The organism is Thermoanaerobacterium sp. CMT5567-10, from assembly GCF_030534315.2.
Lineage (GTDB): Bacteria > Bacillota > Thermoanaerobacteria > Thermoanaerobacterales > Thermoanaerobacteraceae > Thermoanaerobacterium.
In genome coordinates this window covers 217,231-231,863 of sequence record NZ_CP130558.2, presented here as the reverse complement: position 1 = coordinate 231,863, position 14,633 = coordinate 217,231, and the positions used below count along the sequence as shown (strand labels likewise).

Below are 14,633 nucleotides of genomic sequence, written 5' to 3'. Positions count from 1 at the left end.
TGGTAGATGTAGATGATGTGAGTCTATATTTGGGCGCTTTACGACTCATTGATATGGTGGCGCAACCGGCATCATTGTCGGCTTTATTTATTTTGGAGGGGCCTTAATGATAAAGAAGAAATTAGGAGACCTTCTCGTAGAAGTCGGTCTGATAGATGAAAATCAGCTTAATAATGCCATAAAGATTCAAAAGATGACAGGTGAAAAACTTGGTAAAATACTTGTTAAAGAGGGGTATTTGACGGAAGAGCAAATCATTGAGGCTTTAGAGTTTCAGCTTGGTATACCACATATCGATATAAAAAAAGTTTTTATTGACCCAAATGTTGCCAAACTGATTCCGGAATCATTAGCTAAAAGGCATGTTGCAATACCCATAAAAAAGGATAATGATGGTCTATTTGTTGCAATGGCAGATCCTCTTAACATATTTGCTATAGATGATATAAAGCTTATAACGAAGCAAGAAATAAAACCGTTGATTGCTTCTGAAGATGGTATATTAAAAGCGATTGATAGAGTTTTTGGCAAAGAAGAAGCGGAAAAGGCAGTACAAGATTTTAAGAAAGAGTTAAGCAAAGATGGCATAGAAATTGATAGCAATTTATTAAAAGGTATTTCGGAAGATGAGATAAACAATGCACCTGCAGTAAGGCTTGTTAATTCGATTATTGAACAAGCAGTTAAAAATCGTGCATCTGATGTACATATAGAGCCTACAGAAAATGATTTAAGGATAAGATTTAGGGTTGACGGTGAACTGCATGAAGCGATGAGAGTTTTTAAAAGCACTCAAGGACCTGTCATAACAAGGATAAAAATAATGGCAAATATGAATATTGCAGAAAGAAGATTGCCGCAAGACGGAAAGATTGAAACAATTGTGGATGGTAAAAATATCGATATAAGAGCGTCTTCATTGCCTACAATTTATGGAGAAAAACTTGTACTTAGGATATTGGATAAAAGCGGTTATATAATTACTAAAGATAAATTAGGTTTGAATGACAAGGACATGAAGTTGTTTGATGATTTACTGCGCCATCCCAATGGCATAATTCTTCTTACAGGTCCTACTGGAAGCGGTAAGACTACAACACTTTATGCTATGCTAAACGAACTTAATAAGCCTGATATAAATATAATAACCGTTGAAGATCCGGTTGAATATACACTTGAAGGTTTGAATCAGGTACAGGTCAATGAAAAAGCAGGCCTTACGTTTGCAGCGGCTTTAAGATCCATATTAAGACAAGATCCTGATATAATAATGATTGGTGAAATAAGGGATAGAGAAACTGCAGAAATAGCCATAAGGTCATCAATTACAGGGCATTTGGTTTTGTCTACGTTACATACAAATGACTCTGCAGGCGCGATAACGAGGCTAATCGATATGGGGATAGAACCTTATCTTGTTTCTTCATCGATTGTTGGCGTTATTGCACAGAGGTTGGCGAGGAAAATATGCAATAACTGTAAGATAGAGTATGAGGCATCTCACAGAGAAAAGCTTATTCTAGGACTAGATACGGAAAAATCTCTTAAATTGCATAAAGGTAGAGGATGTGCCGTCTGTAATAAAACAGGGTATAGAGGCAGAGTTCCAATATATGAAATAATGATGATGACACCTAAGATAAAGGAGCTTACAAATGAAAAGGCTTCGGCAGATGTGATTGCAAATGAAGCTGTTTCAAACGGCATGAATACACTTAGAGAAAGTGCAAAAAAGCTTGTTTTAGATGGTATTACCACAATTGATGAAATGCTTAGACTGACGTATGATGATAGTTATTAAATGAACTTTGATAAGTTATAGATGACTATTTTTAAATTACTTGTTTAAGGTGATAAGATGAAAACAATTGAACTATTGACGTTAGTTGTAAAAAACGGTGCATCTGATTTACATGTAACGGTAGGTGTTCCTCCTGTATTAAGAATCAACGGGCAACTTATAAAGCTTGATTTGCCACAGTTGACGCCGCAAGATACGGAAGAAATCACAAAGGACTTGCTTTCAAGCGATGAACTAAAAAAACTTGAAGAGACAGGTGACATAGACCTTTCGTATTCTGTACAAGGGCTTGGAAGATTTAGAATAAACGCCTATAAACAGAGAGGTACATATAGCCTTGCGATAAGGTCTGTGGCACTAAGAATACCGACTATCGATGAATTGGGGCTTCCAAAGGTTATAAAAGAACTTTCATTGAAAACTCGTGGCCTTATACTTGTAACAGGTCCAACAGGCAGTGGAAAATCTACAACGCTTGCTTCTATGATCGATCTGATAAATGATGTGCGAAATTGCCATATATTGACTCTGGAAGATCCGATAGAGTATTTGCATAAACACAAAAAAAGCATAGTTAACCAGAGGGAGATAGGTCACGATACATTGTCTTATGTTAGTGCATTAAGGGCTGCTTTAAGAGAAGATCCTGATGTTATACTTGTAGGTGAGATGAGAGATTTAGAAACGATACAGATAGCTATAACTGCCGCTGAAACAGGACATCTCGTACTATCTACATTGCATACCATAGGCTCTGCTAAGACTATTGACAGGATTATAGATGTTTTTCCACCACATCAACAGCAGCAGATAAAAGTACAGCTTTCGAATGTATTAGAAGGCATAATTTCACAGCAGTTACTGCCTAAACTTGATAATTCAGGACGTGTTGTGGCAGTAGAGGTAATGATAGCGACTCCTGCTATAAGAAATTTGATTAGAGAAGGTAAATCATTCCAAATCCAATCAATGGTTCAAACAGGAAGTAAATTTGGAATGATGACAATGGATATGTCTATATCACAGCTTTTAAAAAAGAATTTGATTTCGATGGATGATGCATTGACATACTGTGTAGACAGGGAAAACTTTTCAAAATTGGCATTGTAGATATACAAATGTTTGAAAGGATGGCTAATATGCCAACTTATATATATAAGGCAAAGGATATTGATGGAAATCTCATAACAGGCTCACTTGAGCTTGATACATTGTCATCTTGTATAGATAATCTAAGACAGAAAAATTATTACATATTAGATGTTAAAGAAAAAGAAGATAAAAAAGATGTCTTTGAAAGCATAAGTTTTGCACGTAAGGTAAAGGTAAAGGACATAGCGGTTTTTTGCAGACAGTTTGCAGTTCTTATTAATGCAGGGATTCCAATAGTGACATCACTGGCAACTATGGCAGAGCAGGTCGAAAATAAAAAGCTAAAAAAGGCATTGTCAGATGTATATGAAGATGTACAAAAAGGGAAAAGCCTTTCTGAGTCAATGAGAAAACATCCTGATGTATTTCCAATGCTTTTATTTAACATGATAGAAGCAGGTGAAGTAAGCGGTACTCTTGACAATGTCTTAAATGAGATGGCGGATCATTTTGAGAAAGAAAATAATCTAAACCAGAAGGTAAAATCAGCATTGGCATACCCTATGATTGTTTCTATCGTTGCAATATTTGTAGTTATATTTCTTGTGACAAATGTTCTTCCTACATTTGTAAGCATGTTTAAAAATGCAGGTGCACAATTGCCGATGCCTACTTTGATACTTTTAGGGTTAAGTGAATCTATTTCGCATTATTGGTATGTGTATTTAGGCGACATTTTGTTGTTAGCCTTCATGATTGCAAGAGTTTTAAAGACAGAGAGGGGAAAAGAATTTTACGATGCACTTATACTGAAGATACCTATATTTGGGCCTTTAAATATAAAAATAATAACATCTAGGTTTACACGTACACTGTCAACACTTATAAGTTCAGGAATACCGCTTATTGAGGCATTGTCTGTCGTAGAAAAAGTTGTGGGGAATTCAATTGTTGCAAATGGGCTTAAAAAAGCTGAAGAAGATATAAAAAGGGGAAGTAGCCTTGCAGAGCCTTTGAAAAAGATGAATATATTTCCACCCATGGTGATTCAAATGGTAAGAGTAGGGGAAGATTCAGGATCTCTCGACAGTATATTGAAAAAGACGGCAGATTTTTATGACAGTGAAGTTGACACGGCTGTGTCACAGATGACAACTTTGATAGAGCCTTTGATAATAGTCCTATTAGCATCGGTAGTCGGGTTCATAGTAGTATCAATTGTGATGCCTATGTTCCAGATGTATAACTTTGTAGGTCAATAGATAATTTATTGGGAAGGGGGTGAAAAACATGGCATGGTTTGTAAAGGCATTAAATAAAGATGAAAAAGGTTTTACATTGATAGAATTGATTGTAGTAATAGCAATACTAGGAATACTTGCAGCAATTGCAGTACCGAGATATACAGGTACTTTAAATCAAGCGAAAATTAATGCTGATAAAGCAACGGCACAAACTATTGCAGAAGCGGCAGCAAGATGGATAACTGATCACGCAGATGAAAACACACAATTAACAACTGATAAATTAGCAACTGATGGATATCTAGATTCTGACGTTAAACCACAATCTGATAGTGAAGATGATTTCGCTATAAAAATAGACAAGGGTACTAACACTGTAAGTGTATCAATAGGTCAGAATGGTGCAACGTTAGCCACGTCAAAGTACGAAATAATTCAGTAGTTTTTGGGCACTTTAAAGTGCCCCCTATTCTCATATTAGGAGGCAAAAATGTTTATTTTATACCTGCTTATTTTTATATTTGGCACTACAATAGGAAGCTTTTTAAATGTCGTTATATACAGACTTCCAAGGAATGAATCGATAGTGTATCCTCCATCCCATTGTACAAAGTGCAAAAGCGAATTAAAGCCCTATGACTTAGTGCCTGTATTTAGTTACATTATATTGAAAGGTAGATGTAGATACTGTGGTGATAAGATATCCATAAGATATCCTATTGTAGAGCTTACAACAGGACTCATATATTTTATATTATTTATATATTTTGGTATATCTATAAAGTCATTGTCTTACGCATTTTTAGTGTCATTATTGATTGTCATAACATTTATAGACATAGAGCACAAGATTATACCAAACAAAATAATTTTGATAGGCTTGATAGCTGGGGCAATATTTAGAGTGTTGATGTTTAATTATGGAGTATGGGATTATATTGTAGGCTTTTTTTTAGGAGGTGGAGTGCTTCTACTTATATCCTTATTGTCAGGGGGAGGAATGGGGGGAGGAGACATAAAGCTTATGGCATTGATTGGTCTTTTCATAGGATGGAAGCTTACAATATCCACATTATTTATAGCTGTTTTACTAGGTGCCGTTGGAGGTGTATTATTGATTGCCTTAAAAATCAAGACGAGAAGGGATTACATCCCATTTGGACCGTACATAAGCACTGCTTGTATTATCTCTATATTATACGGATATGATTTGCTGAATCTATACATAAAACTTATAAGAGGATGAAAACATGTGGAGAGTTTTAAAAGAAAATGAGAATGGATTGACTTTGATAGAGTTAATAACAGTAGTGTCGATATTTTCTATCATCGTATTGATAACACTCCCTAAGACAGATTTTTTCAGTTCAAAGACATCCCAGATGCGTTTAAGAATGGTGGCGAATGAACTTATAAGCGATATAAGATACGTCCAGTATAAAAATATTCATGAAAATGAAAGTTTGTATTTAATACTACAATCGGACCATAAAGGATATTACATAAAGAAAACTGGTACAATGGTTAAAAAGGTAAAAACAAAAATATTACCTGATGGTATTACTGTATATTGGAATATTAATGAAAACCCTTTAGAAATATCTTTTTCAGATCAAGGTGCTCCAACACCAGGTGGCTGTACAATAAGTTTATTAAATTCAAAAAAAAGGATAGACATAACCATTTTACCTGCTACAGGAAGAGTAATGATAAAGGGGAATTATTGAGGTGAAGTAAGTTGAAATATTTAAAAAATTCATTTGGCATGACACTGATTGAAGTGCTTGTTGCAATAGCGCTATTTTCGATTGCGGCTATACCTCTCTTAGGAGTATTTCATGAGTCAGTAATTACAAATGCAGATTCAAAAATAAGAACTAAAGAAGCTACTATCGCACAAAGTATAGCAGAAGACATAAAGGCAGGAAACACAAATGTGTCTAATTGGAACATACCAAGCGACTATTATCTGATAGAAGATCCAAATCAGTCAAAAGTTGATATGGGAAATGGAGTTACAAAGTACAAAATTAGTATTAGCAAATTGCAATCAAATATGCAACCTTTTGTACTATATGCTGTCGCACCATCTGCAGAAATAACTGGCTATACACCACCTAATATTTATTCTGACAATGGTAATTATGATGATGAAATAAATAGATTGAAAGACATAGTTACTTTAGTAATAGTCGTTGTATGGGCAGCTTTATTTGCTTCTTTTGTTGTACTTCCTAAGTTAGGGTTAAGTGGTGTGATAACAATTGTTAATAATATAATTGATTCATGGAATAAAAATATTAGGACATTAAAAGATATAGCAACAAATGCTGCAAAAAGCGTGAATTTAAAAATTCCTTGGTGGTTAAAATGGTGGTAACAAAAAACAACAATGGTTTTACATTGGTAGAATTATTGGTGACTTTAGCATTATTAGGAATTGTAATTTCGATTTATTCTTCTTTATATTATTCAGGATACAAATCGTATAAAAATACACAATATAATATTGACATTGAACAAAATGTCAGATATGCCATGAATTATATTGTAAATCAGTTAGACAAAGGACCATCATCAATAAATATAATTGATAATGGTCATGGCCTTGTTATAGATGGCAATTATATACAGCTAGACACCAAAGATAATAAGATATATTTAGATCAAAATCGTGGACATGAAATTGCAACAAACATTGTTGAATTTAATGTAATATTAAAGAATAATAAGGTGTTAAATATTGAGATTGTAGGTCAAAATAGTGACGGCACTGGTAGATTTTCATTGACTACTGATATTTTCCCAAGAAAGAGTGTTATAAATGTCCAATAGCAAAGGTTCTGCGCTAATATTTACTTTGATGGTTATTTTAATACTAACCGTTTTAGGCGTTTCTATTTTAGAACTTTCATTAACTGAATTTAAAATTTCGGCTTCATATGGCAATGATGTTTTATCAAGATATGCTGCTGAGGCAGGGCTTGATATTTTAAAATCAGAGTTTAATACAAATCTACTTACTGCGTTAAAAAACAATGCACAAAGAATTATTGATAATAATTACGATATGGAAAAAGGAACTTATAAGGTTAGTATGGATCAATTGTATTCTTTGATATTTAACGATACGAAAAATTATTTATACAGTTACGTTTTTAATAAATATTTAAATGAAGGTAATGTTGCCTTAGGAAATACAGGACAAATTTACAAGATAAGTAGTATTTCATTTAATCAAGAAGAAGGAATGCAATATAATATTCATGTTGAAACTGTTGGTATCTATAGAAATATAAAAAGCTATGGACACGCAGACCTTATTTTAAATCTTCAGGCTACTAGTAATCCAATTACTATTAGCAGTTGGACAATTGACAATATACCACCATCAAATTAAAGGAGAGAATATATATGGAATTAAGAAATTACATGGAAGAAGCAGTAAAAGATACTCTTGACAGTGTATTAAAGGACTTAGATGTGTGTAAATGTGAAAAGTGCAAGCTTGATATAATGGCATTAACACTAAACAATTTACCACCTAAATATTATGATACAGAAAGAGGTGAGCTGTATACGAAGATTAATGAGCTAAAACGGCAATTTGAGGTGGATATTATAAGCAAGATTACACAAGCAGCATATTTCGTAAACGAGCATAAGCACCATGGAGAGGATCATGTATGATCGGTTTTGACATAGGCAGTTTTTACACCAAGATAGGTAATTTTGATAAAAAAAATACAAAATTAAATAATATGATTATCGAAAAGACACCTCATAATTGTATAAATAATGGATATATAAAAGATATTAATATACTTTTTCAATTTTTAAATGAAATTTTGAAGAAGAATTTTCCTAAAGAAAAGAAGCTATTTTTTTGTGTTTCAAGTACGGATATCATAATAAGAGAAATTATAATGCCTATGATGAAAGATGATGAATTAAAAAGCGCTTTAAAATACGAAATTGATCAGTACATACCCAATACAGATGAATACATCGTCGATTATAAGCAAATTGATAATGATGTAGATAGTAAAAAAACAAAAGTCATGATTGTAGCAGCGCCAAAAGAAATGATATCTGAATATGTGAAGTTGACAGATATGCTAAAAATGCGTTTAGAAGTAATAGATGTGTACAGCAATTGTATTTATAAGTCAGTAAATAAATTATGTAAACTTAAAGGCAGTGTTTCGATTGTAAATATAGGTGCTGCGTATACAGATATTACACTGCTAGATGAAGGAAAGTATGCTTTCAGTAGAATAGTACAATTTGGTGGCAATGATATAACTGAGATAATTGCAAATATGTACAATATAGATTTTAGCTCTGCGGAAGAATATAAAAGGACAAAACCTTTTTTAATAGATGATGAACAGTATAGCGATTTAAAAGAACATATCAAGGAACATTTAGATAACAAACTAATCGAGATATCAAGGATTTTTGATTTTTTTGAGTCATCATATCATAAAAGCTTGAATGAGATACAATTAATAGGAGGGACTTCAAAGCTCATTGGACTCGGCAAATATATTGAAGAATATTTTAAAATACCTGTTTCAGCCAGTGATGATGATTTATATACATATTTTATGCCTGTATTAGGATCGATGATTAGGGGTGAATAACTTGAAAGATATAAACCTGATACCTGAGGAAATAAAATTGCATGAATTGAATAGAAAGAGAAGGACAAAAAATCTGATTGGCTTTGTTGTGGTGTTATGCATTATAATGGCTATTTTACTTTTACCCCAAATATACATACGGAACCTCGAATCAGAAAAGGCAGTTCTTAATAAACAATTGAACAATATAAAGGACAAAAAAGATTCATATTCTGAGCTTCAAAATAAAATGAAGTACTATTCGTCAAAACAAGACATTATAAAGAGATTATCGAAAAAGAAAATTGATATTACAGAAATACTTGACGATATTTCATCTAATGTTCCAGATAATGTTTCAATGACAGATATAAAATTTAGTGGTAATGTGATTGTGATAACAGGTGATACATACATGAATAAATATTTATCAGATTTTATGCTTAATATGAGAAAGCTGGATTATGTAGACGATATAAGTTTGCTTGATACAAAAAAGTCTGATAATGGTTTAATTCAATATACTTTGCAAATTATGCTTAAGGTGGTATAATAATATGAAATTGACAGCAAGAGAAAAAGTACTTATAGTCGTTTTGCTGATAGTTGCATCGTTTAGTCTGTATTATCAATTTATTTTAACAACACAGATTGCAGTTATCGATAAATTAAAGCAAGACGTAGTAAACTTAAAAGCGGAAGTGACCAGTTACAATAAAATAAATTTAAATAATATAAAAGACAGTTTAATTAATATTAATCAAAAGATAGAGATTAGCAATGAAGAACTGCCTGATTATGAGAATATAGAGGAATTTATTGTTTCTCTTGATGATGTAATTTCATCTACTGGCGTAAATTTTGAAGAGATAAATTTTAATTCAAATCAGGGTCAAGAGCAGAGTGTAAATAATCAACAAGCTAAAAGCAGTAACAATAAAAATAACTATACGGAAATACCTGTTAATATTAAGGTCACTGGTGGTTATGCAAATATTACTGCTTTCATAAGAGATATTCAGACATTAAAAAGAATTAACGATATAAAATCCTTGGAAATAACCAGTGATAATAAATCTAATGGATTATTACTTAATATGAATATTGTAATTTATTCAATGAATAAAAAAGGGGGAAGTTACTTAGAAGCGCCTTCTATAAAAGGAAAGTCAGATCCTTTCAAACCGTTAATTGAGGAAAATCAAAATCCTCAAAGTTCGAATACTAATCCTAGTGGTCAAAATTCAGTTCAAGGAATTGATATAAATAAGATCATAACAGATAGCATAAACAGTGCATTAAACAGTAGTCTAAAAGTAGCGCCTACTGTCACACCAAACCAACAATAATGAATATTTTATAACATTGAAAATTGGAGGATAAAAGTTTCAATGAAAAATATTGCATTAACAGGATTTATGGCAACAGGAAAGTCAGTTGTAGGTAAGAAGGTTGCAGATATTTTAAGCTTTGGATATATTGATACTGATTGTCTGATTGAAAAAATTTGTGGGATGAAAATACCAGAAATATTCGACAAATACGGAGAGAAATATTTTAGAGGGATCGAAAAAGTTGCAGTTAAAAGAGCATCAAGATTAAAAAATCATGTCATATCTACAGGTGGTGGTGTTGTATTAGATCCGTCAAATATAGTACAATTGAGAAAACACGGTTTTGTTATCTGCTTAAAAGCGAGACCGGAGATAATCTTAAGAAATTTAGGTGATGCTGATAACAGACCAATACTTGCGACAGATGATGTATATGGAAAGATAAAAATGCTTTTAGACGAAAGACAGCATTTTTATGAATTTGCTGATTATACAATTGATATATCGGAAATGGGAATAGACGATGCTGCTTTGGCAGTTGTTGAAGCATATTCTAAGTTAAAAACTAGATAGAGACAAGTTGAGGGCAGATGATTATGAAAATAGTTGTAAAAGTAGGAACAAGTACATTGACATACGAAAATGGGCAGCTTAATTTAGAAATGATGGAAAAAATATCAAGACAGATTTCTAATTTGCAAAATAGAGGCGATAAAGTAATACTCGTTACATCAGGTGCAATTGGTGCTGGGATGGGAAAACTTAATATAACGAAAAAACCAAAAACGTTGCCTGAAAAGCAGTCATTAGCAGCAATAGGTCAAGGCTTGCTTATAGAACTATATGAGAAATTTTTTAATGAGTATGGCAAGACGACAGCACAGCTTTTGCTGACAAAAGATGATTTTTCTATAAGAGATAGGTATTTGAACATTAGCTATACATTGTCAAATTTATTAAAGTATAATGTAGTACCTATTATAAATGAAAATGACACGGTTACTGTTGATGAGATAAAAATAGGCGATAATGATACATTATCAGCACTAGTTGCAAGTATTATTGAGGCAGATCTTCTTATTATATTGACGGATATCGATGGGTTATATGACAAGGACCCTAAAGAACCTAATGCAAAATTAATAGATGTCGTAGAAGAATTTTCAGATAAGCTGTTTGAAATAGCTGGAGGAACTGGTACAAATTTTGGCACTGGCGGTATGTATACAAAAATTCAGGCAGCAAAAATATGCTATAATTCAGGTGTTAAAATGGTTATAGCTAATGGTAAACTTGATAATGTGTTAAATAGAATTGCCAATGGGGAAAAGATAGGCACCCTGTTTATGACAGCTCAAAATCCCATTAGCAATCGAAAAGTATGGATAGCATTTAATGCACATTTGTCTGGTAAGCTGGTTATTGATGACGGAGCAAAACAAGCTATATTAAATAAAGGAAAAAGCTTATTACCTAGCGGCATAATATCTACTACCGGTGAATATTCTGTAGGTGATTGTGTATCGATAGTTGATATTGATGGTAAAGAAATTGCAAGAGGTTTGATTAATTACACAATAGCAGAAGTTGATAAAATAAAGGGATTAAAATCTACTGAGATTGAGAAGATTTTAGGTTATAAAAATTATGATGAAGTTATTCATAGAGACAATCTAGTTGTTATGAGCTAGTTTATACTGTATAATAAAATATTGTTTAAGGAGGCTTAGTACATGGAAGTTGAAATAAAGGCTGATATTGCTAAAAGTGCGTCAAGAAGATTAGCTATGCTTGATGAAAATGTTAAAAATGAAGCTCTTAAAAATATGGCTGATGAGCTTATAAACAGTAAAGACAGAATATTAGAAGCAAATGAGAAGGATATTTTAGCAGCAGAAAATAAAGGCGTTAAAGAATCTTTGATAGACAGGCTTAGATTAAACGAAAAGCGTATAGAAGGCATGGCCAATGGACTTTTAGAAATATCTGCATTACCGGACCCTGTTGGAGCTATAGAGGAAATGTGGAAAAGGCCAAATGGACTTCAGATTGGTAGAATGCGTTGTCCTATTGGTGTAATAGGAATAATTTACGAGTCAAGGCCAAATGTCACAGCCGATGCTGCAGGGCTTTGTTTAAAGTCTGGGAATGCAGTTATATTGAAAGGCGGCAGTGACGCATTAAATTCTAATATAGCTATTGTTGAAGTGATTGCTAAAGCTGCAGAAGAATCTGGAGTTCCAAAAGGTGCAATACAACTTATTGAGAATACAGACAGAGAAGAAGTTAACCGCATGATGAAATTAAATGGCAAGATCGATTTGCTTATACCAAGAGGTGGTGCTAATTTAATTCAGAATGTCATAAAAAATTCTACAGTTCCGGTTATAGAAACCGGTGTTGGCAATTGCCATGTTTTTGTTGATTCATACGCTGATTTAGAAAAGGCTCTCAAAATTATTGTAAATGCAAAAACTCAAAGGCCAGGCGTATGCAATGCCATTGAGAAGGTTCTTATACATAGAGAGATGGCAGAAAAGTTTTTGCCAATCATGGTAGAAAAACTTACATCTTTAGGTGTTGAAATACGTGGCTGTGAAACAACTAGATCGATATGTCCTGATGTAAAAGAAGCAAATGAAGATGATTGGAAAACAGAATATCTCGACTTGGTACTTGCCGTTAAGATTGTAGAAGATGTTGACAGTGCTATTGAACATATAAATAAATATTCCTCTGGACATTCTGAAAGCATAGTGACAGAAAATTATACAAATGCAATGAAATTTATAAAATCTATTGATTCTGCAGCAGTGTACGTCAATGCTTCAACTAGATTTACTGATGGTGGAGAGTTTGGGTTTGGTGCTGAAATAGGCATAAGTACACAAAAGATGCATGCAAGGGGCCCTATGGGTCTTAAAGAATTGACGACATACAAATACGTGATTTTAGGAAATGGGCATATAAGAGAATAAACTTTAAAGTGAGGTTTTTGTGATGAAGAGAGTTCTTATTATACATGGTCCAAATTTAAATTTGACTGGCAGTAGGGAAACGGATATTTATGGAGAAGTTAGTTTTGAAGAAATAAATAATATCATAAAAAGAGAAGCTTCAAAACTTGATCTGGCAGTAAAGATACAGCAATCGAATAGTGAAGGAGAGATAATAGATTTTATTCATTCTGCAAAGAATAATTTTGATGCAATAATAATAAATCCTGGTGCTTATTCACATTATAGCTATGCGATAATGGATGCTATAGGCGCTATAGATATTCCTGTAATAGAAGTACATCTTTCTAATATACAAAAACGTGAAGACTTTAGACACGTTTCAGTGACTGCAACAAGGTGTCTTGGGCAAATATCGGGCTTTGGACCGTACAGCTATGTCCTTGCTTTAAATGCAGTTAAATTATTAGAAGACAATCTAAAGGAGTGATAATTTGAATAATAGATTAGATGCAGCAAAAAGGCTGTTGATTGAAAAAGAGTTGGATGGTTTTATTGTGTTTAAACCTGTAAATGTAACATATTTAACTGGATTTACAGGTGATGATAGCATAGCGATAATAAGCTTAAACGAGTCTTATTTTATAACTGATTCGAGGTATACAGAACAAGCGTCTCATGAAATCGAAGATTTTAAAATAATTGAACACAAATCGGATATATTTGAATCAGTAAAAGACTGTGTAAATATGATGGGCATTAATAAACTTGGATTTGAAGAAAACTATATTATTTTTGAACAGTACAATAAATTGAACAACATGTTGAATGTAGTTATGAAGCCAGAAAATAGCTTTGTAGAAAGTCTAAGAGAAATTAAGGATGATACTGAAATAGAAAACATAAAAAAAGCTCAATTTATTACAGATGAAACTTTCAAATATTTTATTAATTTTGTAAAACCTGGAATGAAAGAAAAAGATGTTGCCATAGAGATGGAATATTACATGAAAAAACTTGGAGCAGATGATAAATCATTTGATTTTATAGTCGCTTCGGGGAAAAGGTCCTCAATGCCTCATGGAAAAGCTTCAGATAAGGTTATTGAAAATGGGGATTTTGTTACTTTTGATTACGGCTGCAAAGTAAATGGATATTGCTCTGACATGACTAGGACAATTGTCGTTGGCAGGGCCAATGAAAAGCAGAGAAAAATTTATAATACTGTTTTAGAAGCTCAAATCAATGCAATTAATAATCTAAAATCGGGTATGATAGAAAAAGATGGAGACTATCTTGCAAGAAAGGTAATTATTGAGAGAGGCTATGGTGATTACTTCGGCCATTCTTTAGGACATGGTGTTGGCCTTGAAATACATGAAAAGCCGTTTATGGGGCCGAGAGGAACTAATTTATTAAAATCAGGCATGGTTGTCACAGTGGAACCAGGGATATATATTCCTGAACTCTATGGCGTTAGAATAGAAGATATGGTATTATTAAAAGAGGGTGGCGTTATTGATTTGACAAATTCGCCAAAAGAACTAATTGAAGTTTAACAAATGATGGAGGGATTTTAA

At 32.9% G+C, this 14,633-nt stretch carries 18 protein-coding genes; all 18 read left to right on the top strand.

Annotation, left to right across the window (positions count from 1 at the left end; translation table 11 throughout):
• Nucleotides 1–106: 106 nt before the first annotated feature.
• The 18 genes from Q2T46_RS01280 to Q2T46_RS01195 are packed head-to-tail and all read left to right on the top strand — an operon-like array spanning nucleotide 107 to nucleotide 14,612.
• Entirely contained in the window at nucleotides 107–1,801 is a 1,695-nt protein-coding gene (locus Q2T46_RS01280) for a GspE/PulE family protein (protein WP_303264597.1), read from the top strand.
• A 57-nt stretch (nucleotides 1,802–1,858) separates the two neighbouring features.
• Entirely contained in the window at nucleotides 1,859–2,911 is a 1,053-nt protein-coding gene (locus Q2T46_RS01275; protein WP_303264598.1) for a type IV pilus twitching motility protein PilT, read from the top strand.
• 29 nt (nucleotides 2,912–2,940) lie between these two features.
• Nucleotides 2,941–4,155 carry a type II secretion system F family protein gene (locus Q2T46_RS01270; protein WP_303264599.1) on the top strand — a complete coding sequence of 405 codons (1,215 nt, stop codon included), beginning with the start codon at nucleotides 2,941–2,943 and terminating at the stop codon, nucleotides 4,153–4,155.
• A gap of 28 nt (nucleotides 4,156–4,183) precedes the next feature.
• Nucleotides 4,184–4,579, top strand: coding sequence for a type II secretion system protein (locus Q2T46_RS01265; RefSeq protein WP_132775288.1), 396 nt, complete (start codon nucleotides 4,184–4,186; stop codon nucleotides 4,577–4,579).
• A gap of 48 nt (nucleotides 4,580–4,627) precedes the next feature.
• Nucleotides 4,628–5,383, top strand: a complete 756-nt coding sequence (locus tag Q2T46_RS01260) for an A24 family peptidase (protein WP_303264600.1) — start codon at nucleotides 4,628–4,630, stop codon at nucleotides 5,381–5,383.
• A gap of 4 nt (nucleotides 5,384–5,387) precedes the next feature.
• Nucleotides 5,388–5,864, top strand: a complete 477-nt coding sequence (locus tag Q2T46_RS01255; protein WP_303264601.1) for a prepilin-type N-terminal cleavage/methylation domain-containing protein — start codon at nucleotides 5,388–5,390, stop codon at nucleotides 5,862–5,864.
• Nucleotides 5,865–5,902: 38 nt separating this feature from the next.
• The gene (locus Q2T46_RS01250; RefSeq protein WP_399387800.1) at nucleotides 5,903–6,517 is read left to right on the top strand and encodes a prepilin-type cleavage/methylation domain-containing protein; all 615 of its coding nucleotides are present in this window, start codon (nucleotides 5,903–5,905) and stop codon (nucleotides 6,515–6,517) included.
• A complete protein-coding gene (locus Q2T46_RS01245) occupies nucleotides 6,508–6,972 on the top strand; it encodes a PilW family protein (RefSeq protein ID WP_303264603.1) in 465 nt (154 codons plus the stop codon). Before Q2T46_RS01250 ends, Q2T46_RS01245 begins: the two co-directional genes overlap by 10 nt.
• The gene (locus Q2T46_RS01240; RefSeq protein ID WP_303264604.1) at nucleotides 6,962–7,537 is read left to right on the top strand and encodes a pilus assembly PilX N-terminal domain-containing protein; all 576 of its coding nucleotides are present in this window, start codon (nucleotides 6,962–6,964) and stop codon (nucleotides 7,535–7,537) included. The genes Q2T46_RS01245 and Q2T46_RS01240 overlap by 11 nt, the downstream gene beginning before the upstream one ends.
• A gap of 14 nt (nucleotides 7,538–7,551) precedes the next feature.
• Nucleotides 7,552–7,827, top strand: coding sequence for a late competence development ComFB family protein (locus Q2T46_RS01235; RefSeq protein WP_303264605.1), 276 nt, complete (start codon nucleotides 7,552–7,554; stop codon nucleotides 7,825–7,827).
• Nucleotides 7,824–8,783, top strand: coding sequence for a pilus assembly protein PilM (pilM, locus tag Q2T46_RS01230; RefSeq protein ID WP_303264606.1), 960 nt, complete (start codon nucleotides 7,824–7,826; stop codon nucleotides 8,781–8,783). Before Q2T46_RS01235 ends, pilM begins: the two co-directional genes overlap by 4 nt.
• 1 nt (nucleotide 8,784) lies before the next feature.
• Nucleotides 8,785–9,315 carry a PilN domain-containing protein gene (locus tag Q2T46_RS01225; RefSeq protein WP_209454759.1) on the top strand — a complete coding sequence of 177 codons (531 nt, stop codon included), beginning with the start codon at nucleotides 8,785–8,787 and terminating at the stop codon, nucleotides 9,313–9,315.
• 4 nt (nucleotides 9,316–9,319) lie between these two features.
• Complete coding sequence (locus tag Q2T46_RS01220; RefSeq protein WP_303264608.1) at nucleotides 9,320–10,111, top strand: type 4a pilus biogenesis protein PilO; 792 nt, start codon at nucleotides 9,320–9,322, stop codon at nucleotides 10,109–10,111.
• Between the two features lie 42 nt (nucleotides 10,112–10,153).
• Entirely contained in the window at nucleotides 10,154–10,669 is a 516-nt protein-coding gene (locus tag Q2T46_RS01215) for a shikimate kinase (RefSeq protein WP_303264609.1), read from the top strand.
• 23 nt (nucleotides 10,670–10,692) lie between these two features.
• Nucleotides 10,693–11,787 (top strand): glutamate 5-kinase, encoded by a 1,095-nt coding sequence (gene proB, locus Q2T46_RS01210; RefSeq protein ID WP_303264610.1) that lies wholly within the window; start codon nucleotides 10,693–10,695, stop codon nucleotides 11,785–11,787.
• Between the two features lie 42 nt (nucleotides 11,788–11,829).
• Nucleotides 11,830–13,074 (top strand): glutamate-5-semialdehyde dehydrogenase, encoded by a 1,245-nt coding sequence (locus Q2T46_RS01205; protein ID WP_303264611.1) that lies wholly within the window; start codon nucleotides 11,830–11,832, stop codon nucleotides 13,072–13,074.
• A gap of 22 nt (nucleotides 13,075–13,096) precedes the next feature.
• Nucleotides 13,097–13,543 carry a type II 3-dehydroquinate dehydratase gene (gene aroQ / locus Q2T46_RS01200; protein ID WP_015311534.1) on the top strand — a complete coding sequence of 149 codons (447 nt, stop codon included), beginning with the start codon at nucleotides 13,097–13,099 and terminating at the stop codon, nucleotides 13,541–13,543.
• A 4-nt stretch (nucleotides 13,544–13,547) separates the two neighbouring features.
• The gene (locus tag Q2T46_RS01195) at nucleotides 13,548–14,612 is read left to right on the top strand and encodes a Xaa-Pro peptidase family protein (RefSeq protein WP_303264612.1); all 1,065 of its coding nucleotides are present in this window, start codon (nucleotides 13,548–13,550) and stop codon (nucleotides 14,610–14,612) included.
• The last annotated feature ends 21 nt before the right edge of the window (nucleotides 14,613–14,633 follow it).

Bases quoted from the DNA above. Each gene is read 5' to 3' on its own strand.
- Q2T46_RS01245 (WP_303264603.1), top strand. From the start codon at position 6,508: ATGGTGGTAACAAAAAACAACAATGGTTTTACATTGGTAGAATTATTG.
- aroQ (WP_015311534.1), top strand. From the start codon at position 13,097: ATGAAGAGAGTTCTTATTATACATGGTCCAAATTTAAATTTGACTGGC.
- Q2T46_RS01205 (WP_303264611.1), top strand. From the start codon at position 11,830: ATGGAAGTTGAAATAAAGGCTGATATTGCTAAAAGTGCGTCAAGAAGA.
- Q2T46_RS01215 (WP_303264609.1), top strand. From the start codon at position 10,154: ATGAAAAATATTGCATTAACAGGATTTATGGCAACAGGAAAGTCAGTT.
- Q2T46_RS01255 (WP_303264601.1), top strand. From the start codon at position 5,388: ATGTGGAGAGTTTTAAAAGAAAATGAGAATGGATTGACTTTGATAGAG.
- Q2T46_RS01275 (WP_303264598.1), top strand. From the start codon at position 1,859: ATGAAAACAATTGAACTATTGACGTTAGTTGTAAAAAACGGTGCATCT.
- Q2T46_RS01265 (WP_132775288.1), top strand. From the start codon at position 4,184: ATGGCATGGTTTGTAAAGGCATTAAATAAAGATGAAAAAGGTTTTACA.
- Q2T46_RS01280 (WP_303264597.1), top strand. From the start codon at position 107: ATGATAAAGAAGAAATTAGGAGACCTTCTCGTAGAAGTCGGTCTGATA.
- Q2T46_RS01260 (WP_303264600.1), top strand. From the start codon at position 4,628: ATGTTTATTTTATACCTGCTTATTTTTATATTTGGCACTACAATAGGA.
- Q2T46_RS01240 (WP_303264604.1), top strand. From the start codon at position 6,962: ATGTCCAATAGCAAAGGTTCTGCGCTAATATTTACTTTGATGGTTATT.
- Q2T46_RS01220 (WP_303264608.1), top strand. From the start codon at position 9,320: ATGAAATTGACAGCAAGAGAAAAAGTACTTATAGTCGTTTTGCTGATA.
- Q2T46_RS01235 (WP_303264605.1), top strand. From the start codon at position 7,552: ATGGAATTAAGAAATTACATGGAAGAAGCAGTAAAAGATACTCTTGAC.
- proB (WP_303264610.1), top strand. From the start codon at position 10,693: ATGAAAATAGTTGTAAAAGTAGGAACAAGTACATTGACATACGAAAAT.
- Q2T46_RS01250 (WP_399387800.1), top strand. From the start codon at position 5,903: ATGACACTGATTGAAGTGCTTGTTGCAATAGCGCTATTTTCGATTGCG.
- Q2T46_RS01270 (WP_303264599.1), top strand. From the start codon at position 2,941: ATGCCAACTTATATATATAAGGCAAAGGATATTGATGGAAATCTCATA.
- pilM (WP_303264606.1), top strand. From the start codon at position 7,824: ATGATCGGTTTTGACATAGGCAGTTTTTACACCAAGATAGGTAATTTT.